This window comes from Paenibacillus sp. GCM10028914, assembly GCF_042666275.1.
Classification (GTDB): Bacteria; Bacillota; Bacilli; order Paenibacillales; family Paenibacillaceae; genus Paenibacillus_AQ.
The window spans coordinates 220,473-246,875 of sequence record NZ_JBHTFO010000015.1 but is presented as its reverse complement, the minus strand read 5'-3'; the positions used below and the strand labels follow the sequence as shown (position 1 = coordinate 246,875).

At 41.2% G+C, this 26,403-nt stretch carries 19 protein-coding genes; all 19 read right to left on the bottom strand.

The window, feature by feature from the left end; all coding sequences use genetic code 11:
• Window positions 1-175 precede the first annotated feature (175 nt).
• Entirely contained in the window at window positions 176-4,387 is a 4,212-nt protein-coding gene (locus ACFQV5_RS14620; protein WP_379248027.1) for a glycosyl hydrolase family 95 catalytic domain-containing protein, read from the bottom strand.
• A gap of 307 nt (window positions 4,388-4,694) precedes the next feature.
• Window positions 4,695-5,504: a 5-deoxy-glucuronate isomerase gene (gene iolB, locus ACFQV5_RS14615; RefSeq protein ID WP_379248025.1), complete on the bottom strand. Its 810-nt coding sequence runs from the start codon at window positions 5,502-5,504 to the stop codon at window positions 4,695-4,697.
• 35 nt (window positions 5,505-5,539) lie between these two features.
• Complete coding sequence (iolG, locus tag ACFQV5_RS14610; protein WP_379248023.1) at window positions 5,540-6,568, bottom strand: inositol 2-dehydrogenase; 1,029 nt, start codon at window positions 6,566-6,568, stop codon at window positions 5,540-5,542.
• Window positions 6,569-6,649: 81 nt separating this feature from the next.
• A complete protein-coding gene (locus tag ACFQV5_RS14605) occupies window positions 6,650-8,092 on the bottom strand; it encodes a CoA-acylating methylmalonate-semialdehyde dehydrogenase (RefSeq protein WP_379248021.1) in 1,443 nt (480 codons plus the stop codon).
• A 64-nt stretch (window positions 8,093-8,156) separates the two neighbouring features.
• Window positions 8,157-9,167, bottom strand: coding sequence for a 5-dehydro-2-deoxygluconokinase (gene iolC, locus ACFQV5_RS14600; protein WP_379248019.1), 1,011 nt, complete (start codon window positions 9,165-9,167; stop codon window positions 8,157-8,159).
• 33 nt (window positions 9,168-9,200) lie between these two features.
• Window positions 9,201-10,115: a myo-inosose-2 dehydratase gene (iolE, locus tag ACFQV5_RS14595; protein WP_379248279.1), complete on the bottom strand. Its 915-nt coding sequence runs from the start codon at window positions 10,113-10,115 to the stop codon at window positions 9,201-9,203.
• Window positions 10,116-10,160: 45 nt separating this feature from the next.
• A complete protein-coding gene (gene iolD / locus ACFQV5_RS14590) occupies window positions 10,161-12,038 on the bottom strand; it encodes a 3D-(3,5/4)-trihydroxycyclohexane-1,2-dione acylhydrolase (decyclizing) (RefSeq protein WP_379248017.1) in 1,878 nt (625 codons plus the stop codon).
• 28 nt (window positions 12,039-12,066) lie between these two features.
• A complete protein-coding gene (locus ACFQV5_RS14585; RefSeq protein ID WP_379248015.1) occupies window positions 12,067-12,864 on the bottom strand; it encodes an inositol monophosphatase family protein in 798 nt (265 codons plus the stop codon).
• Between the two features lie 27 nt (window positions 12,865-12,891).
• Window positions 12,892-13,704, bottom strand: a complete 813-nt coding sequence (locus tag ACFQV5_RS14580) for an HAD family hydrolase (RefSeq protein ID WP_379248013.1) — start codon at window positions 13,702-13,704, stop codon at window positions 12,892-12,894.
• A gap of 25 nt (window positions 13,705-13,729) precedes the next feature.
• A complete protein-coding gene (locus ACFQV5_RS14575) occupies window positions 13,730-14,455 on the bottom strand; it encodes an MgtC/SapB family protein (protein WP_379248278.1) in 726 nt (241 codons plus the stop codon).
• A 69-nt stretch (window positions 14,456-14,524) separates the two neighbouring features.
• Window positions 14,525-15,445, bottom strand: coding sequence for a sugar phosphate isomerase/epimerase family protein (locus tag ACFQV5_RS14570; protein WP_379248011.1), 921 nt, complete (start codon window positions 15,443-15,445; stop codon window positions 14,525-14,527).
• Window positions 15,446-15,461: 16 nt separating this feature from the next.
• On the bottom strand, window positions 15,462-16,520 hold the full coding sequence (locus ACFQV5_RS14565; RefSeq protein WP_379248009.1) for a LacI family DNA-binding transcriptional regulator: 1,059 nt from the start codon (window positions 16,518-16,520) through the stop codon (window positions 15,462-15,464).
• 47 nt (window positions 16,521-16,567) lie between these two features.
• Window positions 16,568-17,983 carry a phytase gene (locus tag ACFQV5_RS14560; RefSeq protein WP_379248007.1) on the bottom strand — a complete coding sequence of 472 codons (1,416 nt, stop codon included), beginning with the start codon at window positions 17,981-17,983 and terminating at the stop codon, window positions 16,568-16,570.
• A 19-nt stretch (window positions 17,984-18,002) separates the two neighbouring features.
• Window positions 18,003-19,151 carry an ABC transporter ATP-binding protein gene (locus ACFQV5_RS14555; protein WP_379248005.1) on the bottom strand — a complete coding sequence of 383 codons (1,149 nt, stop codon included), beginning with the start codon at window positions 19,149-19,151 and terminating at the stop codon, window positions 18,003-18,005.
• Window position 19,152: 1 nt separating this feature from the next.
• Window positions 19,153-21,006, bottom strand: a complete 1,854-nt coding sequence (locus ACFQV5_RS14550; RefSeq protein WP_379248003.1) for an ABC transporter permease — start codon at window positions 21,004-21,006, stop codon at window positions 19,153-19,155.
• Between the two features lie 50 nt (window positions 21,007-21,056).
• A complete protein-coding gene (locus ACFQV5_RS14545; protein ID WP_379248001.1) occupies window positions 21,057-22,232 on the bottom strand; it encodes an ABC transporter substrate-binding protein in 1,176 nt (391 codons plus the stop codon).
• A gap of 60 nt (window positions 22,233-22,292) precedes the next feature.
• A complete protein-coding gene (locus tag ACFQV5_RS14540) occupies window positions 22,293-23,159 on the bottom strand; it encodes a phosphatase domain-containing putative toxin (protein ID WP_379247999.1) in 867 nt (288 codons plus the stop codon).
• Window positions 23,160-23,579: 420 nt separating this feature from the next.
• Window positions 23,580-24,311, bottom strand: coding sequence for a trehalose operon repressor (gene treR / locus ACFQV5_RS14535; protein WP_379247997.1), 732 nt, complete (start codon window positions 24,309-24,311; stop codon window positions 23,580-23,582).
• Between the two features lie 73 nt (window positions 24,312-24,384).
• Window positions 24,385-26,385, bottom strand: a complete 2,001-nt coding sequence (treP, locus tag ACFQV5_RS14530; protein ID WP_379247995.1) for a PTS system trehalose-specific EIIBC component — start codon at window positions 26,383-26,385, stop codon at window positions 24,385-24,387.
• Between the last annotated feature and the right edge of the window lie 18 nt (window positions 26,386-26,403).

The following is a 26,403-nucleotide window of genomic DNA, read 5'->3' as shown; positions in this document are numbered from 1 at the left end:
GATCTCAACAAAAAGTCAAGTATTTTATTTTTTGTTCTTCCTTCCGGTGAAAATTCGTAAATATACGCAAAAGAAAATGCCCCAAAAAGGGGCATTTTCCAAAAATAAATTCAGTCTTATGAATAGGTATTTCACAGTCAAGCTTCCCAAACCAATAGAAATTCTTTGGTATCGGTCACTCCATAATTTTTCTTGCGACGGCTGCAAGATCAGCGACATCGATTCTGCTGTCTTTATTCACATCTGCACGTTTGATTTGTTCCCAATCCGGACTTGTGGAATCCTTACCGTATCGGGCTGCCACAATGGCGAGATCGCCAACTGAAACTTTCCCATCTCCGTTTAGGTCCTCTGAAATAGAAGGATCACCTGTCACAATTTTCATTTCAATCTTAGATGTATTGGCATTCATTTCAAGACCATCCGCATCGGCAAGAATTGCTTCTGTTACGGATATTTCGCTAGTTATTTCTCGAGTAAAGTCCTTCACTTTCACTTGGAACTCAAGCTCAAGCATATTCGGATTTCCCTGTACAGCCTGCTCGATGCCTTGACTGACAATAATAAGACGAACACCTCCGGATGGATCCTGAATGGTCTCCAATATACGGACCCCATCAATCACAGTTTTGGCAGAAATAAATGTGAAAATATCGGAATCATAGTTAAGACGGATATCTTGAGCTAATATCGCTTTCGTCAACCCTTCAAATCCCAAATGAATAGTGAAGAGCTCATCGCTAGTCACTTCAGCAGGTCCCGTCAGAACACTGTTCGGCTCTTCGGGTGAATCATCAGGAATGTTATAGACCTCAATTTCCCTTATGGTTACGCCTTTGGTCCCCTTCGGCTTAAAGTTAAATCTTAGCTTCTCTGCCGAGATTCTGTCCATATCGATTTGTCTAAATTCTCCTACTCCGTTTCCACTAAATACAGGGTGCCAAGCTCCTTTATTCCAGGCTTCAATCTGATAGTCGGCTATTCTCTCGCCTAATCCCTGATCCGTTGCTTCTTGGATAACAATCTGGTTGACTGAAGTTGTGGCTTGCAAATCAATTTCTAGTATATATTCACTCTTATTGTCATTGGTGGCCCATCTTGTATCTTTCTTACCATCCGTTGCTTGATTGGCACTGTAGCCTGGTAATGGGGTATAGGTGTCGTTCGCGGTAGTCGGCTTGTTCAACGCAAGATTCTGAACCACTGGAACAGAAGAATCTTTCAGCGTAAAAACTTTAAATTCGCTCCATTCAACAGCGGCTCCTGAAGAATAATCACTTTTCTCAGCAACTACTATTTTAATCGTGTGTTTGCCGAAAGGAAGATCTGTTTTCCGATAAGCAAGGGTGTTTCCCGTATTAGTTGAGTAAAAATCCACATCGCGATCATAAACACCATCGATGTATACTTTCACTTTTCCTCGGTTCGCCCCCCTAACCCCATACCACTCGATGATTTCTCCTTCAAATTTATAAGTGATTGTGTCACCCACTTGCGAAGTGGACGCAGATGAGTTTCCATTCGTCCATGCTCCTTCTTTGTTAACCAGCCTTGAAGCATGGGATACTCTATAGGATTGGTGACGATCCTCTAGCTGTCGTCTTGCCTTCTGCAATTCTGTTAAAATCGTTTGAACACGATCGTCGGTAGTATCTTGATCTGTGCTCATGAATTCTTTTGCATCGTCTACAGCACGATCTAGAGTAGCCCAGCTTTCATTAGAATAATCCCGGGCAAGCAATCCAAACGTTCTATAATATTCCCGTATTAAATCATCCATGATTGTCGTCTTCCGGTCTGACTGGATTACATTAACAATCTCGGAAGAATCTTTGTTGCCATCCGACAATGTTAATACTTCTGAGCCTGAACCAGACGTGAAATCTGCTGAGGCTGGAGTTATGGTATAGCTTGCTCCCTTTACAGTATCAAATGATATTTGGTCATTCTGATCTACTGTATAGTTGACCCGATTACCAGTTTGGTCCTTAATCACAGCACCGTTGATGTTTTGATATCTCAAAACTATTTTTTTACCACTATTTGAATCAATCGTTAACCTCCGTAGAGTTCCATCGGACCATTCCGCACCGACTTCAAAATTTCCTCTTGCAACAAGTCCCTCATAAGAACCAGATTTCCATGCCGTAGGCAAAGCCGCAAGAGGCTGGATATAGCCTGCATGACTTTGTAACAGCATTTCTGCCACGCCTGAAGTTAAGCCCAAACTCCCATCAATTTGAAAAGGTGGATGGGTATTAAACAGATTGGACATCGTCCGTTCCTTAATGATACCTTGATACATCCGGTGTGCCTTATCCCCTTCCTGCAATCTGGCCCACATATTCATTTTTTTAGCTCGTGACCACCCTGTTCTTTCATAACCGCGCTTCTCCAATGATATTTTAGCTGCTTCGAAATAATCCGGTGTCTCCTTCGTTACATGCCTGCCAGGAAAAAGACCGACAAGATTAGATACGTGACGGTGCGTAGGAGCTTCGCCAACGGGTCGTATAATAGGGACAATGTCTTCCTCCTTCCACTCTTTAATTTGTCCCCAGCTTCCAATATCAATAGGATCAATTTGGGCTAACTGCTCTTGCAACAGGTCAATGAATGCTTGGTCCGTTTCGCCGACAATTTTGGATGCGCTGATCATATCCGTATATAACTGCCATACAAACTCCTGGTCGTAAGTTGTACCAACCGTCATAGGTCCATGCTCGGAAGAATAAGAGGGTGCCACAACTAATTCGCCGTCTCGCGGATCTTCAACAAGTGTTTTGGAGAAAAATTCAGCTGTCTCTTTCATAATGGGATATATTTTTTTGACAAGCATCGTCTCGTCCTGTGTATATTCATAATAGTCCCACAAAGCCTGACTGAGCCAAGCATTGGCCGTTGTATCCCAACCCCATTCGTAATTGTCTAGAGGAGAGGTTAGTCCAAACGGTGTGCTTGCTACGTTGACCATCCATCCGCCGTCTTCAACTCCCATGTACTCCCTTGCTGTTATCCTCCCAGGCTCTCTTAAAGAATCCACATAATCGATATAAGGTAGAAATGTTTCAGCGATATTTGTATTCATGGCTGGCCAATAGTTCATCTGCAGATTAACATTGGTATGATAATCTGAATTCCATGTAGGGTTATTAGAATGATTCCAGACACCTTGAAGATTGGCAGGTAAAGATCCTTCCCTAGAGCTTGCGATCAACAGATATCTCCCATACTGGAACATTAAAGATTCCAATGCCCTTGCATTTTCATTATTGGAATTCAGACGATAAGCCTGCAGCAATTCATTCGTAGGAATCGTCATGTCCAATGATCCGATATCGAGAGATACCCTTTCGAATAAAGACTTGTAATCCTGAGTATAAGTGTTTAACAGCTGAGAGTATGATTTTGTAGATGCTGCATCCATCGTCTGCTTAACCTTCTGAACAGGATCGCTCCCTTTATATGTAGGGAAATCATTCTTGTAATCGGTGGCGCTTGTGAGTAGGATGGTAACTGCATCCGCGTTAGATACACGTATATTATTGTTATCAACAGTAGTTATGTTCCCACCCTCATTAATTACCTTCACTTCGGAAGCGAATTTCATGCCGTTATTGCTGACATATCCGTTCATCTTCATCGTATCGCCTTCAACAACCTTCGTGTGCCTGGACTGTGCTAGGTCTATTTTGACGTCAAAAGTAAGCTTGGCCGCTGCATTCGCTGTTAATCTCATCACCATGACATTATCAGGATAGCTAACAAAATATTTTCTGTCGTAATTCACTCCGTCATAATTGTATCTGACACCAGCGATTCCTGAATTCAAATCCAGATCACGAACATATTTTTTTACATTTTTTGAGTCAAATTCGGGAAACTGAAAATATAAGTCCCCGAAGTTTTGGTATGATCCAAAGGCGCTTGTATCCCCCAGCATTTGTCCTACCATTCCTTCAATTGCGCTTTGCTCGTAATTAAAAGCGTGTTCTCTGAAAGCGGGAAGAAGCTTATTCGCTCCTTCCGTTTTGTTGCCAAAGTTGTAGTAAGGACCGGTACCAGGACCTCCTGTCCATAATGTTTTCTCATTAAACTGAATATGCTCGCGATCTATACTGCCATAAACCATACCGCCCATATAACCATTACCAATGGGAAGCGGTAGTTGCATGGATGTGTTGGGTGTTGCTCCATCATCCTTCCACATGGTTGCCGGCGCATTGTACCATAACCGTAGTTTGTTCTCATCGATCGCAGAAACAGATTCAAGCTTTTCTATATCCGCATACGCTTCCGATGAAGCGCTTACAAAAATAGTTTGCAAAGTTATTATTCCTGCTAAAAGCATAACAAGGCTGGTTTTCTTAGACCTTCGTTTGTTCATAATACACCCCTTTTAATGTATAATTTCGAATCCTCAACATGATCATTGAGTGAACCCCAATTCCTTAAGAAAACACCGCCTCCTCTATTTCTAATTTGTAATACTTACATTTTAAGATTATTAAGAATTAGCTTATATAGAATATCCTACTGAAGTAGTTAAAAATTCACCGAATTAATACTTCAGAAATAGTATTAGTTTTAACCCATATGAGCGTTCACTACACTGCTAGATCAATAATTACAAAAGTGACCCACAAGAATACTCTTTAAAAGAGAATTCTTGTGGGTCACATTTACCTAATATTCTATCGAGGATTCATGATCCAAGCATGGTTGGGATCATTATGGAACTTCCATGTTCTTGTTGGTCCCGCCATCACATTCAGATAATATACATCATACCCAGGAGGCGCACACACCGGATGATATCCTTTTGGAATAAGAACGGTTTGCCCGTTAGCGACAACGAGTGTTTCGTCCAATGAACGATCATCTGTATACACTCGTTGGATAGCGAAACCTTGCTCAGGTTCTACGCGAAAATAATACGTTTCTTCAAGAAGCGATTCATTAGGCAGTTCATCTCGATCATGTTTATGTGGCGGAAAGCTAGACCAATGTCCTGCAGGTGTGAACACTTCTACGACTAGTAAACTATCAGCATCTTCCGTCTCCGGTAATATATTATGAATCTGTCTTTCCAATGTTTCATAACCTCGTGATTCCACTCCTACTTCACTTGGTGGAATCAATCTTGCTGGATAATTTCCTTTGCCGGGAGCAGAGCAAATGGCTAGCTCCAACTCCGTTAAAGCTATAACTTCATATTTATCTTGATTGGGCACATATACGGAATACGGTGGGATTTTTTCGAATACAGACATGCGTTTGCCGATGTTCTCCCATTCTGCTTGTTCAGTTTTTATACTTGCTTTCCCGCTTATCAATACAAGACAAACTTCCTGATCCAGTGTGCTACGACTAAACTTCTGACCAACTTCTAATTTGACTACTTGAAAACCGACATACTCCCACCCTGCAGTAGCAGGTGTTACTGTTATGACGACCCCATTCTCTTGAGACTCAATACTCGGCTGAATAATAAGTTCTGACATCGATGTTCTACTCCTTTCGATTCAAAGAGTCTTTGTTAGGCTTCTATGAATTGATAGATTTCATCTAATCGAACTGGACGATCTAAACGAGCTGATAGTTTCGCAGCATAAGCAATTCGTTCTGCTTGAAGCCCATCATAACCATCCACCGCCACAGGGGTATCATGTTGGATACTTTCAATAAACCTACTCACCTCGAGCGCATAGGCTTTCTCATAACGCTCAAGAAAGAAATGCAAAGGCTTATCGGATATAATTCCTTCTGACGTACTAATAACGGCTGTATTAGGATGATCATTGGTTACAGCAACGCTACCTTTTGAACCGAATACTTCCACACGTTGATCATATCCATAAACCGCTTTCCTACTGTTATCAATGACACCTAAGGCCCCATTAGCAAAGTGAAGCATTACCATAGCCGTATCAACATCTCCACACATACCGAACACAGGGTCAATTAATACATTACCTTTCGCGTATACGCTTTCAATTTCACTACCGCTTACATAACGAGCCATATCAAAATCATGAATCATCATATCCATATAAATTCCGCCGGATGAGCGAATATAATCAGGATCAGGAGGATTTGGATCACGAGATGTTATTTTTATAATATGTGGTTCGCCAATCGTTCCTTGCAGGATATGTTCTCTCAAGCGTATGAAATTATGATCAAAGCGTCGATTAAATCCAACTTGGAACTTTATATTTGCCCGAGTTACTTCTTCCAGTGCTTCATTCGTTTCATTTAACTCTTGGCTAATAGGCTTCTCACAGAAAATATGTTTACCTGCCTTCGCAGCTTTACGGATTAAAGCAGTATGCGTATCTGTCGGTGAACAGATAAATATCGCATCAATTTCTGAATTGCAAATCAAATCATCACCGTTGTCTTGATAATAAATAATCCCTCTTTCGTTACACCAAGAAGCAAGCGCCTCGCCACCGAATAGGTCGGCTATGCCTATTATTTGCACACACTGCAAACTTCGAAGGTGATCGGCGTGAATTTTTCCAATGCGACCTCCACCAATGATTCCGATTTTCACTTTTCCCATTCCCTCTCACCTTTCATCTTACCTTGGAATACACGACATAAACTTCATAACTCGTGATTTAAGTTATATCTCAACAAGTTATCACCAACGGGATGTGACCATCTTTTTACGTGTGTAAAACTCGACACCATCGTTGCCATTAGCATGTAAATCACCGTAAAATGATTTTTTCCAACCTGAGAAAGGAAAGAAGGCCATTGGAGCGGGAACACCTAAGTTAACACCAAGCATGCCGGCATCAATGTTCTCACGGAAGTAACGAACGCTACTGCCATTTTGCGTAAATATACAAGCACCATTAGCGAAGTCAGAAGCATTCGCAACTTCGATAGCACCATCTAATGTCTCTGCACGTATAACTGCAAGAACAGGTGCAAAGATTTCATCTTGCCATATTTTCATGCCGACTTGTACATGATCAAATATCGTAGGACCAATGAAGAAGCCTTCACCTTCTGTAGCCTTATCAACTCGCCCATCACGTACCATTCGCGCGCCCTCTTGCTCTCCAATTTCAATGTATGATTTCGTGCGTTCTTTATGCTGATCTCTTATAACAGGACCCAGAAACACTCCTTCATTCAGTCCATTGCCAATTTTGATATGATCAGAGGCTTCTTTCAAACGAGCAACAAGCTCGTCAGCAACATTTCCTACAGCGACAACAACCGAGCATGCCATACATCGTTCTCCTGCGGAACCGAAAGCAGCATTAATAATTTCTTTCACGGTTAATTCTAGATTTGCATCAGGCAGAACAATCGAGTGATTTTTAGCTCCTGCGAGTGCCTGCACTCTTTTTCCATGAGCAGATGCTGTCTTATAGACATACTCCGCAACAGGTTGAGAACCGACAAAGGAAACAGCTTTAATATCTTTGTGTTCCAAAATCCCGTTTACAACATCATGTGCACCATGTACGATATTGAATACGCCATCAGGCAGGCCTGCTTCTTTTGTTAACTCTGCAAGACGATTTGCCAAAAGGGGAGTACGTTCGGAAGGCTTTAATATAAATGTATTGCCACAGGCAATCGCGAGCGGAAACATCCAACATGGAACCATCATGGGAAAGTTAAACGGAGTAATCCCACCTACAACACCAATGGGGTAGCGATACATTCCAGACTCTATATTTGTAGCGATATCAGGTAACTGCTTGCCCATCATAAGCGAAGGTGCACCTGTTGCAAATTCAACACATTCTATCCCGCGTTGTACTTCTCCGTAAGCTTCGCTTAGACTTTTCCCATTCTCACGAGTTATGATTTCTGCAAGTTCTTGCCAATGATCTACGAGGAGTTGTTGGTATTTAAATAATATTCGAGCTCTCTTAGGTACAGGCGTCTGACTCCAAGCTTTGAACGTTTCTGTCGCTATACTTACAGCTTGATCCAAATCGTCCCTTGTTGATATGGGTACTTGTGCTAATACTTCATTAGTCGCTGGATTGTATACCACTTCGGTCGATGTGGTTTTTGAAGCAACCCATTCCCCATTGATCCAATTTTTTAATGGCTGCATTTTTGTCTCTCCTTATTCTCTTATTCCCTTATAAAATAAACGGATGAACCCGTAATCCCTTCCCTTAAGTAGCTACGATCTCACCCTTCTGGCATCGCTCCATATAGTCTTGGATTTGAGAATGCGTTGGCATTGCATCTGAGCAACTATGACTCGAGATCACAATACTTGCAGCAGCACTTCCATATTCCATACTTTTCTCAATCGTCCATCCTTGCATCACACCATATAGGAATCCAGCTGCATACGAATCACCCGCTCCAAATGTCTTGATCACTTTCGCAGGAAAAATCTGAGCCTGATGGCTTAGACCATCTTCCGTGTAAGCAATTGAGCCGGCTTTGCCATGTTTAATAATTACAATTTTCGCAGAGTAATTAAACCATTTCTGTGCAGTCACCTGATCGGAATGTTCAACATTCTCTTCAAATCTTTCCATCGTATCGAATTCTTCCCGTGTTCCGATTATGATATCGCTCTTCTCCGCTGCAAGATTATAGTAAACTGCAGTTTCTGCTTCAGATGCCCATGTGTATGGTCGATAATCTATATCAAGAACAACCACGGTTCCGTGCTTTTTCGCATACTGAACTGCTAAGAATACAGCTTCACGTGAAGGACTTTTAGCAAGCGCAGTTCCTGAGATCAGAAGCATTTTAGAACGAGCAATAAGTTCTTCTTTTACTTCCCCGGGTTCTAATCGTAAATCTGCGACATTGTCGCGATACATTAATATGCTGCATTCCGTGGGACTTTTGATCTCCGTAAAAGCGAGCCCCGTCACGGCACCAGTCTGATCGGTCACTACATTGGAGGTTTCGATATCATTACGTCGTAAATAATCTACGATGAATCGTCCCATCTGATCATTAGCTACTTTTCCTATAAATGCGGTCTTTTGTTCTAATCGAGACAACCCAATCGTGATATTGGCGGGTGAGCCCCCTACGTACTTCGTAAATGTCATTGTCTCTTCCATAGGTCGATTCGTTTCATTGGCATTCAAATCGATACAAAGTCTACCAATGGCGACAAAATCGATTGGACGGTCGGGGTGGAACGATACATAAGTCACCGTAACAAGCCCTCCTTCATTGAAATTCATACTTTATGCGGTGTGATTCTGATAGTTAAGCAGCGAGTTTATATACTGAAGGGAACGCTCGGCGTACACTCGAGCTGGGTGCTTATTAGGGTCTTGTTCACCTTCAATCAATGCCCAGCCATTATAGTTCGTTCGAAGTAATTCTTCGAAAATAGGCGCGAAATCAATGTTTCCATCACCTGGCACTGTAAATACGCCTCTTCGAATACAAGTTACAAAATCCGATTGTTCCGTGCGTGCTTCGTCTAATATTGAAACGCGAACATCTTTGAGATGAATATAAGCAATTCGCTCCCGATGTTTCCTTAAGAGTGTCAGGGGATCTCCACCACCATAGTAAGAATGTCCCGTATCGAACAGTAAATGTACTAGTGATGGATCTGTCATTTCCATTAATCGATCAATTTCATCTTGTGACTCCACTACCGTCCCACCGTGGTGATGATATGTGAGTTTTAAGCCAATTTGCTTGGCGATTTCACCGGCTTGATTTAATCCTTCGGCTAAGTTAGCCCAGCCATCTGCATCTAGATTAATTAGTTCTTTCTCAAAAGGCGTTCGACGTGGATCAAAATGAAGCGACCCTCCGACTTCACAAGTGCTAATGACCTCGCATCCCATTTCTTTTAAAAACTCGGCATGTCGACGGTAGTTCTCTAACTCCATAGCTCTAAAGGATGGGTCTGAAAACAATACTGATTTCCATTGGGATACAAGCTGAATGCCTCTAGCACTCAATTCCTGTTTGAGAACAGTCGGATCAGTCGGAAACTTGCGTCCCATTTCAGTTCCTGTAAGTCCTAATGCCTGAATTTCATCCACAATTTGGTGAAAGGTGGTGTCGTCACCAAACTCCTTGACGTCTTCCCCCACCCAATTTATTGGATGAATCCCTAATCTGAAAGGCAATGACTTCATATCCATCACTTGACGCCTCCTTGTAATCCTAGAAAATCTGATATCTTATCGGCCTCTAAGTCCATCGACCATTCGTTTCATTTTCAAATGAGCATTGGTTACACTTTCATTCGAAGATACTTCAGGCACACCAACATTCCACCATGACTCATAACCAGAAGAGTTTGTTCCGGGTACAACAGGGATTTCAATTAATGTTGAAATGGATTCTTGACGAGCTTGCTCAAGAGCTGATTGCAATTCTTTCGCTGAGGATGCGCGATAAGCAACTGCACCTAGACTTTGTGCGTGTTTTACAAAATCCAAGGCAATATAGTCTCCATTTAACTTACCGTCTAGAGGATTACGATATCTGAATTCATTCCCAAAACCGTCACTACCGTGTTCGCGTTGCAGATTATGAATACATTGATAGCCATGATTATTGAATAATAAAATGGTAATTTTCCGACTTTCTTGAATACTAGTGATAAACTCTGAGTGCAAGAGTAGATAGCTTCCATCTCCAACAATTGCATAGACCTCTTTATCAGGTTCAGCAAGCGCAACCCCAAATGCGCCACTTACTTCATACCCCATGCACGAAAAACCGTATTCCATATGGTACGTTTTCGGGTAAGCTACTTTCCATAAACGGTGTAAATCTCCCGGTAAACTTCCAGCTGCGCAAACGATAATCGCTGATGGGTCAATCCATTCATTGATTATTCCCAGCGCTCTAGTCTGAGCCAAGCCCGTCGGATTTTCTATAGCGTATAAACGGTCTATTTCGCGATTCCATTCCTCTTTATGTGCATATATATCTTCGGTTTGAGCCGTGCCCTGATAACCGGATTGGTTCAGTTCCAAAGCTAAGGCTAACAAGCCCTTCTTGGCATCGCACACCATATTTAATCCATTTAACTTCACAGCATCTAATCCATTAATGTTGATATTTATCATCTGAACATCTTCATTGGCAAAAGCAGATTTCGACGCTGTTGTAAAATCTGAGTATCGTGTTCCGATGCCGATGATTAGATCCGCTTCCTTTGCAAGGAGATTTGCTGCAAGAGAACCTGTAACCCCGATCGCACCGACATTGAGCGGATGATTCCAAGGCAATGATCCTTTACCTGCCTGTGTTTCAGCGACAGGGATATCATAAGCCTCTGCAAAGCTTATTAATTCTTGCTCTGCGTTTGCATATAAAACACCGCCACCAGCGATAATCAATGGTTTTTTCTTTTTTTGTATAAGCTCAACTGCACGACTCAGCACCTCGTTAGATGGTGGCCTTCGATCCATTACATGCACTCGCCGTTCAAAGAACGAGTTCGGATAATCATAGGCCTCTGCTTGAACATCTTGAGGCAAAGCTATCGTGACAGCCCCTGTCTCTGCTGGATCCATAAGGATTCGCATCGCTTGTTCTAGAGCGGTGATAAGCTGCTCTGGACGAACTATCCGATCCCAGTACTTGCTTACCGATTTAAAAGCATCTGTCGCAGAAATATTATAATCACTGACGATTTCCAATTGCTGCAATACGGGATCGGGTTGTCTAGAAGCAAAGTTATCTCCTGGTAACAACAGCACAGGAATTCGATTAACAGTTGCCGTTGCTGCCGCGGTAACCATATTGAGTGCTCCTGGTCCAATCGAAGTCGTACAAGCGTAGATTTCACGCCGATTTTTTTGTTTTGCAAAGGCTGTCGCGGCATGAACCATCCCTTGCTCATTTTTTCCCTGGATGAATGTAAGTTCTGTCTTCTCTCGCTCTAAAGCTTCACCAATCCCGGTCACATTTCCGTGTCCAAAGATCCCCATCACTCCACGTACGAATTTTATATCTTGACCATCAACTCGAATGTATTGCTGATCTAAGAAGCGCAGAAGCGCTTGTGCCATCGTTAATCGAGTCGTACTTGCTTCCAGTATCATGAGTTCTCCGTCCCCTTTATACGTAGCCTTAATTTAGACAATCTAATAAAGATTCATGAACCTGGCCATTAGTTGATACAATATGCAACGTGTTCAAGCTGTAAGGATTCCCGCTCGTATCGCTGACTTGACCTCCTGCTTCTTGCACGATGAGCACACCTGCAGCCACATCCCATGTTTTCAATCCGTTCTCCCAAAATCCATCAAGTCGCCCCGCACCCACATAAGCGAGATGACGAGCGGCAGAGCCAAGCGAACGAATCGTCCTACACCGTTGGATCAGCTTGCCAAGTCCGTTATAGACAGCTAGTCTAGCATCCATCTGAGATGGAAATCCCGTTGCTATTACACTTGTATGAAGTCCTGCCTTGTCAGATACATGAATTTGCTTACCATTGAGATAAGCACCTTCGTTCTTAACCGCGTAGAACATTTCATCACTGCAAGGATCGTAAACCACACCTAACAATATCTCCCCATTGTAAGAAAGCGCGATGGAGACAGTAAATCCAGCAATCCCTTGCACAAAATTATTCGTTCCATCAAGCGGATCAACAATCCACATATAAGTATCTTTTTTTACAGCAGTTAACACATCTTCTAATAGTTTCTGGGCTATAAAAGTGTCCTCTTCCCCTAAAATTTCATGATCCGGATATTCAGATAAGATGCCCTCACGAATGAGTTGCTCAGAATCTTTATCGACTTGTGTAACGACATCGAAACTAGATGATTTTTCTTCTGCTAACACTTGTTCACCCATTCGTGAAAGAATAAGTGTCCCCGCTTTTCGTGCAAGTGATTGCGCTAGCGTAATAAATTCCATATGAAAGTTCACTTCCTCAATTTATTTTCATACCTCTAGTTTCATTAGTTTCTCGATAATATCAGCAATAGCGTGTTCTTCATGATGAACAGTTACATTGTTCGCGTGGATTTTTAATGTGGGATGAGCATTTTCAACGGCATAGCCGTCATCTGCTTGTTGTATGATCGTGAGGTCGTTTAGTTGATCTCCAACTGCAATGGTACGCAAGTCTTTGTGTGGTAATAGTTGAAGTAGAATTCGAAGTGTGTTTCCTTTAGAGGTATGAATAGGGAGTATTTCAAGATAATTATATTCGGAGTATACAAGCTCAGCTTCAAGTCCCGTCGCATGTATTGTCTCCTCTATTGCTAATAGTTCTGCTGGATCATTCGCTATTAAAAGCAATTTGGTCACGAACTGTTCAAGTGTGTCTAATGGAAAATCCAAACTAACGACACCATCTTTTTGTTCATGGGATTCCAATAATGCGCTTCGATGCGGTGAATATACCTGACCATCTCGATATATTAAGAGTGCTAAGTCTTCTGATAGTTTCGAAAAAATATATTGCCAGAACGACACTGGTATATTCATCGTTTTTTCATAAATAACTTTTTGAGTAACAGGACAATAGATTTTAGCACCATTATATAAGATCATTGGTGTAGTAATATTTAATTCCTCAACGAATTTGGCGACGGCCTGTTCCGTTCGCCCAGTTGCCAAAGTAAACAATCCGCCTTGCTCTTCAAAACGGCGAATCGCTTCAACATTTTCTGCACTAATTTTCTGTGAAGTAGTTAACAACGTACCGTCGAGATCGCTTACAAATAAAATATTTTTCAATTGTATGCTCACCTTGCTTCCCCTTAATTGCTTGTAATTACATGGTCATCGATTGATTGTTTGCACTTTGAAGATTCACCTTAGTAAGTGTTTCTCCCTTCATGCTGGTTTCAATAGATTCAACCGCATTCATCATCATAATTTCTTCTAATGCACGCATACATGTCTCTACATGAGGAGCAAGCACGTTTAACTTCAGAGTCATGCTTGGCTGAACTGATGCTTCTATCTCAGTGACATCTGTGTGATGCATTTTGATATCTGTGATCTTAATGTCAAAGTCCTGAAATTTTGATAAAATTGCACTTACCACTCCCTGCTGATCTTGTATGACCATTTCGATATCATGATATCGACGTTTCTTTGCCCATATACGCTCCCACTTGTTAAAGACAAATAAATTAATAAGAACGATGAGTGTGCACATGATCGCACCTAAGAAGAAGCCTGCACCGACACATAAACCTATCGCCGCGACGACCCATATACTTGCTGCAGTCGTCAATCCTTTAATCATATTTCCATTCCGAAGGATAGCTCCTGCACCTAGAAATCCAATACCACTGATAACTTGTGCCGCTAATCGAGCAGGGTCAATTCTAACGTTCACTTCATCAACAAATTGAGAAAATCCATAAATAGATAACAACATGATACTTGCCGAACCAAGACAAACTTGTATATGTGTTCGAAATCCTGCTGCGTGATTACTCCATTCTCGTTCAAACCCAATTAATCCGCCAAGGACTGCCGCAAGTAACATGCGAAGGATCAGCTCCCATGGTGTAATCACCCAAATATTTGAGGTTGGCAAGATCACTCAGTCCTTCCTTTAATAAGAGACATGTTTTTCATCGGAATGAGATTGCTGTAGTGAGGTGTGCAGCCTTTTAATCGATGCACTAACATGCTCTAAAATTGTACGATCACTGTTTTTAAACTTTGGCATCGTAAGCTCAAGATTATAAATACCTCTATAATTCAAAGTCTGTAAGTTTTCCACGTAATATTCCAAAGGTAAACTTTCCTTTGTTGTTAGAGGTTGATGGGTTCCAAGATTGACAATGCCATGAATATGGGTGTGAATAACTTTCTCTAAAAAAGTGCGGTTTGGCAAGGTCATACACGTCTGACCTTGAAGGTGACTATTCTCAATTGACTTGATGAGGTCAGAATAATAATGTCCCGTGTCCCAAGTAATTCCCATTAAAGGACTATCGATGATTTCTACCATCTTCACGATGCCTTCTGTTGTATCTCCAGGATCAACTTTGGTCATTTTTTTGCGATTGTTCTCAAGGGCAAAGCGTATAGGTATATTCTCTGTTGCAGCCATAGATGTCCATTGCTTGAACAACTGGATGGTACGATGCATTAATTCTTCTTCAGATCCCTCTTTCGCATCGAAAGCATGAACAGCCATCATCAAATCAGTCTGATAATGATCAAATTGACGCAAAATGGTTCTCATGGAGGGATAGATATCTTCGAATCTGCTTCCCTCCATTTCCCCTTCTACATGACCGTGAATTGTTATTTGAAGCCCAGCCTTCCAAATTTGCTGAATGACTTTTATATATGCCTCGTCATCTACATTTCGTGGAAGAATTCTCACTTCAATCGATTTAACACCATTCTCTTTTAAAATCTCTAGAAACTGATCAATATGCTCACAATTTCCGATTAAATCATGATGTGTATGTCGACGAAAATCACTAAGAAACACAGGACTTTGAATTGAAAATCCGATCATGCCATACTCCTCCAAACTATAAGTTGACGGGTGCGCAAGTCCGGCGAATAATAAGTTCTGTATCAAATAATATAGAGGATGGCTTTGAGCCCTTCTCTTGCACCATCGTCATTAACAATTCGGCTGCTTTCATCCCCATTTCTTTTCGAGGTTGTGCAACTGTCGTTAATTTGATCCAGTGTAAGTTACTAACCTCGAGATTATCGAATCCAACGATACTCATTTGTCCAGGGACAGAAATCTGCTTCTCCGACAACCATTCTAATGCTCCAATCGCCAAAATATCATTGGCTGCAAATACGGCAGTCATTTCAGGATAGGATGATGCAAGCTGTTGCATGGACTCATATCCGCTCTTATAGGATCTTTCACCAAAGATAGTTGCTTCTTCAGCTACATGAATACCGTTTTTCTTCATCGTATCGCAAAATGCACGATAGCGTTCACGGCCGGTGTAAGAGAAGTCTGGCATTCCGATGAATCCGATGTGACGATGATTAAGTGAAAGTAAATACTCTAAAGCCCGGCATGCACCTTGATAATGATCAACGTCCACGAATGGCATATCGAGTTCTGCTGGTGGTCTTCTCCTCAAGAAAACAATGGGGATTTCTAAATTTCGAAGTAACTGCATCATCTCTTCATCCATATAATCCGAAGTAATAATTAGACCATCCATTTTCCTCTGTGCGGCACTTAGTAAGAAACTTTCTTCTTTTTCACGTATGCGAGAGGTATTACCATAGACTAGATGGTATCCATTATCTGATATTATCTCCTCAATCCCTTGTGCCATCGACGACAAGAATGGATCTGTAATATCGGGCAGCATTAGTCCAATAGTAAAAGATTTTCGTTGAATTAAACTTCTTGCGACAGCGTTAGGTGTATAATTTAATTCCTTCATCGCTTCAAGAACTTCTTGTTTCGTTTCTGAACGAATGTCAGGATGATTATTCATAGCTCTAGATACGGTCGAGACAGAAACACCTAATTTTTTGGCTACATCTTTAATCGTTGCGATAGGTCTCCACTCCTTCACCTTGATTGGTAACGTTTCCGGTAACGTTTCCAATTTCTATTTTAGAACAGCCTTTTTTTAATATCAAGTATTATTTATCATTATCTTTTTTTCAATTGGCGCGGATTTTGATTATCAATTTTCAATTTTTTCTTCGGAGCTTTAGCGATGTCTTCCCAAGGAACAATTTTGAAATTCTGATTCGCTATACTTCCGTCAGACTGGGCATTTGTATTGTCCTGCGTAATGAAAATACCGTTAGGATACTTATCGCCCAAACCAAACGATTGAACATCGATTCCATCTGTCTCAGAGGTACCATCGATATCCCCGTCAACAATCATAAAGGTTGTTAAATAGGTACCACTCTTACGATCATAAATGACGTACCGGTCACTTCCTTGACTAGAAGCAATTAAATAACCTTCACCATTCTTGCCATAGTATATCGTTACACCTTCAACATCTTCTGTAAGGCGGATGCCATCAACCGTATCGATCTTCGCTTCAGGCAAAAGACCGCCATCCGGTTCCGCATTATATTTCCAAATCGCGACATTCTCTTCCGCAACATAGAACTTACCGTACTCATCATCAGCTACAATGCCTTCTGTAACGCTGCCAATCTTCAGCTCGCGTACGAGTTTACCGTCAACTTTACCATTTCCGTTATCGTACAATTCCCATTGTTCGAATTCACCCTCTTTACCGGTGATTAAACCGTACATTTTGCCGGATCGGTGGCTTTGATACAAGCCGAATCCATAGACCTCTTCCATATTAGATTCCAGATGATCGCCCGTAACTTCAGTTAACTCACTTGTATCTGGATTAATGATAAAAATGTTAATTGTATTTGTTGTACGGTTCGTTGATGCTGCGATATCAACCTTTTGACCATTTAGCATAAAGTTGTATCGAACATCAACATTGTTCATTTTCCCAACACCGTATGCTCCAATACGATTACCATCTAAATTGTAGACTTCAATACCACCCGGATTAGCTTTTTTATTGGCTCCTATAATTAAGCTTTTATTCCCATCGTTAGGATGTATCCAGATTGATGGATCATCAATAGAATCACCACTTTGAGCAGAAGGTTCGGTCTCTAGATTCGCTTTGACCTCAATAAGTGATGCTGGTGGCTGATGTGCAATATCTAGAATATTTGCACTTGCATTTTGTAAATTCACTGCTTTAACAAAATCGTCATCCTCTGGAATCATCATTATGCTTCCATCCAATTGTACAGCAGCAGGGAACCTGCCAACTTGAGTACCAAGCTCATATTGATCACTGCCTACGGTGACTTTTCCTGTCATTCCATTACGAAGCTTAAACAAGATCGATTGTGTGTTTACATCCCATACGGAAGCAGCACCAAGCGGATTTAGAACCTCTTCTTGCAGAGGAACATACTCAATCTCTTCTTCTGCTGCGATAGCTATAGAAGATACCTGTAACAAAAGAGCCAAACTTAAAAGGATCACAAACGTTTTTTTAAAGGATACCATCGCGGAATTCCTCCTCGAATTATAAATTCACTGCGTCTGTTAAACGAGTTGATTCATTCGATCCATTCTTGTTTGTACCAGTAATAAGTCGTTGACTGACTTTATCATAAACATTCACTTTTTCTTTTGGAAACGTAATCCAGACATGACTACCCACCAAGTAATCCATCTCCCCCATATATTTCACCAAGACTGTCGTGCTGCCATTAAAGGTTAATTGAACAAGAGTTTCGGAGCCTGCTGGAAGAATGGATGATACGCTGCATTTAATACTATCTTTGACTTGCTCAGGATAAATTGTGATATCCTCCGGGTAAATAGCAAGAACCACATCACCTGAATGTTGGTGTTCAGAAGGTATTGCAACTCTTCCTAAACTTGAATCTGTTAGCAGGCATCCAGCTTGATACGTACAAGAAGCATCAACAAAATTGATTGTCGGATTGCCGATAAAATCAGCTACTCTTAAATCAGCAGGATGTCGATAGATTCCTCGTGGCGTATCAACTTGAACCAAATTACCTTCAAAGAAAACAGCAATTTTGGTTGACATCGTTAAAGCTTCAACTTGATCATGAGTGACATAGATAATGGTTGTATTCAACTCACGATGCAATCTTTTTAGTTCTGCGCGCATTTCAAGTCTTAGCTTGGCATCCAGATTTGAAAGAGGTTCATCAAGCAGCAAGATTTTGGGCTCAGTTACAATGGCTCTTGCTATGGCAACGCGTTGCTGTTGTCCACCAGACAGTTCTGAAGGGTAGCGATCTTTATACTGAATGATTCTCATCTTCTCTAAAGCGAGTTCCACTTTTGTGCGGATCTCTTGCTTAGGCATTTTTTTGAGGGTCAATCCAAAAGCTACATTTTCATACACCGTCATATGCGGCCATAGTGCGTAGCTCTGGAACACAAGGTTCAATCCACGTTTTGAAGCTGCAGCATAAAACCGATTTTCTCCATTAACCACTTCCTTTCCGCCAATCGTAATGATTCCTTCCTCTGGATTTTCAAGGCCCGTTATTACACGTAGTGTTGTCGTTTTCCCGCAGCCTGAAGGACCTAATAACGTCATGAAGTCGCCTTCTTCGATGACAAAATTAATATCTTTCAGGATATGGTTGTGATCAAAATATTTGTTGATATGTTTCAATTCAATTCTGCTCATGTTAGCCACCTATTCCTTTCGTTAGATCCGCCTTACCCCACTTGGTCGCTATAAAGTATGTCACGATAATGATCATGATAATAATTACTGTTATTGCATTCGAAAATTGTTGGAATCCGCTTTCTGCATACTGGAAAGTAAGTGTCGTTAATGTACCTGTCTTCGGGGTAACTAATAAAATAATCAAATCGAGTTCCTTCATACCACTAATGAAGCCGAGTAGGAATGCACTAATTACGCCTTTTCGCGTCAAAGGCAGCATGATCTTAGTAAATCTCTTAAAGAAGGAAGCTCCTTGTATTTTGGCGGCCTCTTCAAGTTCACCACTGATCTGCATCATACTACTCGTTCCTGATCGGGTGGCGAAAGGGAGCTCCTTAACCACGGTAATCAAAATGATTATGGTCAATGTACCGTACAATGCTGGAATGAGAAACCCTGGTTTAGCAAAGATCGATAGATATATAGCAGCGAATGCGATACCCGGAATCAAATATGGAGTAAAAGTTAACTGTTCAATGACTCTTGTCGTCATTGATTTTCTACCTTTAGCTACAATATATCCGAGTGTAACACCTAACACTGCTGACAATGCGGCGCCTCCAAAAGCAACTATCAAAGAGTTTTTAAGTGCCAAACGAATATTGTCACTCATCAAGACGCCCACTTCACCCGAAGCGATATTCGGATTCGATGATCCTATCCAAAAATGCGATGTAAAGTTACTCATGCTGTATACACCTTCCTTCAGCATGAACGATTGCAAGAATAACATTAGTAACGGGAATATCCCTGCGATGAACATGAACGACATAACTGTTGAGAATATCGGAATTCTCCATTTACCTAGTGGCGTTAAAGTCTTACGTGCATCCTTACCACCAACCGTTGTGTAACCCTTCCTCTTCCCAATTGCCTTCTGATTGATATAAATCGTTATTGCTGCGATTAAGATTAAAACAATACTAAGAATATATGCTTGTGATGTCATTCGTCCGCGAATACTGCTGTATAACATCGTTGAAATCGTATAGTATTTGATCGGTAATCCAAGAAATGCCGCTGGTCCGAAGGTACCCATCGATTTCGAGAAAGTAAGAATAAATGCTGATAATATTGCTGGTAAGACCAAGGGAAATGTGATTCGGCGTAAAATAGTTATACGCTTTGCTCCCAAAATATCTGCTGTTTCTTCAAGACCACTATTAATCGAACTCAAAGCTACAGCGATCAAAAGATAGAAAAATGTAAAGTAATGTCCAACTAGTACAATAACAATCGGTATAAGTCCATAAGAGAGCCAATCCGGAGGACTAACTCCGAATAATGCTTGGATTAGTCCCTTACTTCCACCAATCCGATCATTTTTAAAGATAACCAACCAAGCCATTGATTTCATCCAAGATGGGAGCATATATGGAATAATCGCCATAAATGCGATCGTCTTCTTCAATGGAATATCTGAGCGTGTGACAAGCCAAGCTAGCGTGCCTCCGAGAATAGCAGATAACACAGAAACCCAAATAGCAATATGGATAGAGTTTAATATCGGTTCATAAAATACATTTTTACTAATATCACCTGCAATCATATAGAGCCAATGCTGTAGTGTTAATTTTCCTGGTTCGGCATCCGGATAAGCGCGCATATCATCATGACTCCAAGTAACGGTACTTGATACCATTTGAACTAATGGAATGACAATCGTATAGACCAGAAAGATGATCGCTACCATGCTAATGACATGCATTGGATTGGTTAAGAATGCAACAAAACGATTCTTGAACCGAGCTTTATTAAATTTTGAACCCTGGTTATTCTGCTGCTTCTTGGTTGTGTATTCGGTATTACTCATTGACATACACCCCTTCTTTGCCGGCACGAACCTCTTCAAGTACGTAAATATTATTTTATGTTTTTAATCCAGAATTCGCGGAATTTGATAGAGTTATTGTAGAAAAACTTACCATCGTATTGCCAAACATTTAATTGATCCATGTTGATAGGATTTTTATGAGCCACGCTTGGATTGGATGGCCATGAACCCAGTACATTAAATGGTCTTAACCCTTCACCCTCTCCTCCGACTTCGCCCATCATCCAACGAATCATAAGCTTCGCTGCAGCGGTATGCTTAGCTTGGTCAGCAATATACAAATAAGACGGTCCTAATACAGAAATCTTTGGCTTCATATCAAAGTTAGCGCTAATTGCTAGCTCTTTTTGTTCGATATTACGTAATTTACTAGAAGCACCGATTCCTATAGGTGGCTTTTCTTGTGCGCTTGTGCCTACATTCTCCACAACATCATCACTGGATTTAACTAATACTGGATCATTCTTGAGTAGGCTTGAGACAAATTCATAACCAGCATTTTCTTCTGTTAATTCAATTTCTTTACCATACAATTCTTTATAAGCAGCTGCCATATCATCGGAGTGTTGTATCATTGAGAGGAACAGTTCCATAGTATCTGAGGATTCTAGAGGATCATTTATGAGTACACGTGTCTTCCATTCAGGTTCCGTTAGTTGCCACCAGTTCGATACAGGAGACTCTTTATATACATTTGTATTGAAGTAGATTGTTCGAACGGTAGCGTTAGTAACCAACCCTGGGAGATCTTGAAATTCTTTTGTTAAGGTATCTAAGATATCAGTCGGTTTATACCCGTGTAAAATCCCCCGTTCAACCAGATCAGAGGATACAACGCCTAAAGTATCTTTTACATACACCATATCCGCATTGTAAACATTGGATTCATGTTCACGCACGAGCTTCTCTACAATTTCATTAGTGCTCATGTCATAAGCTTCAACCGTCACTCCTGGATACTGAGCTTCGAATGATGCTTTGACATCTTTAATACGACTTGACTGAGAGTATACGACAACCTTTCCTTCTTTCTTTGCTTGCTCATATAGTTCGTCGACCGTTTCAGTTTTATCGAGACCTTGCTCGACTGCCCAATTAGAGCTTCCTGAGCCTTGTTTTGCTTTGCTTTCCTGTCCGCAACCCGCAATGACAGTCATCATACATATTGAAATAAGGAATAATTTGAAGCCTTTACCTCTCCCCATATCACAGAACCTCCCTTAGTTACTTACAAGTTCAATTATTGTGTAAGTCTATTGTTGGGATTATGTCTGAGTCTGTAGCCAGGATTGCCAATTCATATGATCAATACCTTGCTCACTCGCGCAAAATGCATAAAATGCATGAATAAAACTCAATCTTTCGAGAGCAGCTTTACGAAGATGTAGTCCTTGCTCCGGATTCAATCGGTACATATCTCGGCCACCAATCTTTTGCTGGCGAAGTAATATATCATCTAAACTCACTTGTTTGGCATTACGAATCATGTCGTACATCAAAATAAATGTGGTTGCACGACCTACACCTCCACGACAATGAAAGTGCAACCACTCCCCTGAAGATAACGCTTTCACAAATGTGATAAACTCATCAACAATTGCATCTGATGGACGATGATGATCCGTTACACAAAACCGGATATATCCAACTCCCTCTTGAGCTGTTAATTCTGCTTCTGAATGCACTTGTTTGGGAGAAATTATAGAATTTCTTAGCTGAAAAGATTTCCCTTCGATGTAATCAAATTCAACCTTATCTACCTCAATAAGCTCATCCAAATATTGTCTTTCAAGCTTAATTACAGCTTCTTGGCTCAAATCACGATTTGAATCATTGAAGAGACTGTACCAACTAATAGCCATTCCATTCACAAATCCATGACATTCTTGCCTAAGATCTACGACGGTTAACCTATCGTTTGGAATGACGGATTTCATATACTTCAAACCATTTAATGAAAACTGTCCGCTTGCAGATGCTTTCAAATTATGCAGTCCTATAGTGCTCGACTCATGTTCTACGGAATCAATGCACATACGAAATCTTTTAGGTGGATGTTCAGCGGTTTGATTATTGTCGCAATCAATCAACTTGAAAACTTGAGATGTACTGATATCGAACTGTTCAGACAATCATGTCACCCCTTTTTAATTCGTTAGGCTCTGATTTTATCTTGTGTTCGTTTCTGTGCGAGTCAATTTAGTTGAGGTAATTATGTGTGGTAACGCGTATGAGGGAAGATATGAGGAAATTTGAATGTATATTAAGCGCTTACAACTGTTCGAGAAATATCTATCCATTCAATCAGAATATAAGATTTCAATCAATAGACCACCTCCGATATTGTTCTGGTATCGTTATCGGTAACGTTACCAATGTCATATTCGTATTATATATTTGTGAAAATTATGTGTCAATACCCTCTATTCAATGATTTTTATCATAAACAAAAAAAGAATTGCATCATCAACTCATTTTTATGTGACAAGATGTATGCTCAATAAAAAAAGCCCCTAAATGGGGCTTTTTATCAAAACGAACACAAAGGCGACTTATGATGTCTCCACCTTGGAAATCCTTCTTGCAAAATCTACAAATTGAAATTTGTCCAATCGATGTCTAGATTCCGTAAATTGAAAGAGCGTTGTGTCCTCCAGATGAACATATCCCCGGACGACAACGACATGGGTATCATTCTTAAGATCCATATACTCCTTGTCCATTTCTGTAACTTGTTCCACAGAGATCACTTTCTCTGCATAACTAATCTTGAAATGAAGCTCCTTCTCTAAATACTCATATATCGAATATGCTGCAATGTCCTTCGTCAAATTCACAACGATATCAGCTGGAAAGTAATCGATGTCTAGAATAATGCGCTCACCATCAAGCTCTCTGGCACGAATGACCTTCCATACAAGTTGATCAGCTCGAATATGGAGTTCCTTGGCAATAGTGTCTCCTGCAGGTACACGTTCGGTTACATGAACATGGGTTCGGTTCTCTTTCCCTAATCGCTCGGTAACCTCTTTATAACTGACCAGTCCCGTTATTGGGAATTTCAATCTCCCTTTATCCAGGACAAACGAACCTTTCCCTTTAACTTTGTTAATGTAACCATTCTGGGCAAGCAGGTTCAGACCCTTCCGTACTGTTTCTCGAGAGGTCTGATACGTTGCGCAAAGCTCATTCTCTGAAGGGAGCTTACTTCCAGGTTCAAGATTTCCATTATCAATACGTTCGGCATAATCGTTGTAAAGTGTAAAATAAATATTGTTTGTCATCGCATCATCACCATCGTTATTGTACCATGTTTTGCAATGATTTCATTCGTTCAAACCTAGACGATTTGATCAATTAATAACGAACCTGAAGTATCGGGGTTTCGCCTTGAATAGCTTCTCCCTCATATTCCTTCACTTCTTGAATACCATCCTGACCGTCCGGTATAAGAATCGGAGTAATGATAGGCAGTCCTGCCTGTTTAATAAGATCCATGTCGAATTCCAGCAATAACTGTCCTTTCTTAACACTCGATCCCGTTTCTACGTGTGCAGTAAAACCTTCTCCTTTTAAAGAAACTGTATTGATTCCTACATGAATCAATATTTGAATATCGTTCGGACCAGAAAGAATGATAGCATGTTTACTCTTCTTAATGAGATGGGCAACCGTTCCGTCGAATGGAGCGTATACCTTCCCGTCAGAAGGAATGATGGCGATACCTTGTCCCATTTGTTTCTCTGCAAAAGCTGGGTCAGGTACTTCGGATAGTGGTACCACTGTTCCGTTCATCGGAGATGATATATCTACAACAAGCTTCTCCGAGTTCAGGTCTGCTCCAGGTGTTACAACGACCTCATCACAATCGACATCATTCGTCGTTGCAGCCTGTTCACTCGCTACGGGTTCCTCTGATTTCTCTTGAGCGAGTCCATTAGACTGTCTTGACAATAGATATTTTCCGTACAAGAGCGTTCCGGTAAATGGAACCACCAGCACCACAATCATACCCAGGAAGAAGATCCCCCATTTATTCGGGAAAATCGACAAGAACCCTGGTATACCACCTACACCTATAGATGAAGCAAGTACGTTATTTAACGCTAAAAGGACGCCTGCGATTCCGGAACCGATCATACCGAAAATAAAAGGATATTTGTGTCGAACGTTCACCCCGAAAATAGCCGGCTCGGTTACGCCCAAAAAGGCTGAAATCGATGAAGTTACGGCTAGACCTTTCGCTTTTTGTTCTCTAAAGATGAACATCATTGCAAGGGCTGCGGCACCTTGAGCAATATTAGACAAGGCAAGCATTGGCCATAAGAAGGTACCACCTTCACTTCCGATCAATTGAATATCCACCGCAAGGAACGTATGGTGCATCCCTGTAATGACCAGTAATGCATACAAACCGCCATAAATTAATCCACCGAGTGCAGCAAATGAATCAAAGATGCTGACAAGACCTGAAGTGAGTACATTACCAATCGCAAATGTGATTGGCCCTACGACAACAAAAGCAAGGAATCCGGTCACTAATAGGGCAACAGGTGCCACAATAAGCAGTTTAATCGAATCATTTACCCGTTTATTCAGAAAAATCTCAATCTTAGCTAGGATGTAAGCAGAGACGAGCACCGGCAATACTTGACCCTGATAACCGATCTTCTCAACTTCAAATCCGAACAGGTTCCACACTGGAACTGTACCTTCCAGCTTGGCGTTCGCATAATTGTATGCACTCAGCAAATCTGGATTCACGAGAATCAAGCCGAGTACGATCCCGAGAAGTGGGTTACCTCCAAATTGCTTCACAGCTGACCATCCGATCAAGACCGGCAGGAATGTAAAGGCTGTACTTGCAATCAGATTAATGATGGAAGCTACATCTGCCCACTGAGGATACACATCGATCAGAGATCGATCTTGATAAAAAATACCATCACCTGCAAGTATATTGTTTAACCCGAGCAAGAGACCCGCCATAACGATTGCAGGCAGGATCGGAATAAAGATATCGGCAAGTGTTTTTATTGCCCGTTGTACAGGATTTTGTTTCTTGCTGGCAAGAGACTTCACATCATCCTTGGTTGCTCTCGCCCCTCCGGTGATTTTAATCATTTCATCATAGACCTGATCTACTAGGCCCGGACCAATGACCACCTGAAATTGCCCCTGGGAAGAAAATTGTCCCTTTACGAGGGCATTTTGATCTAGTGCCTTGGCATCTACCTTGCTCTCATCCGCAAGGGAAAATCTCAATCTTGTTACGCAATGTGTAGCGGCTTCAATATTGTCTTTACCACCGATAGCTTCAATGATCCGCTCCACGTTTTTACGATCTATATTCGCCATAGCCATCCGCTCCTGACT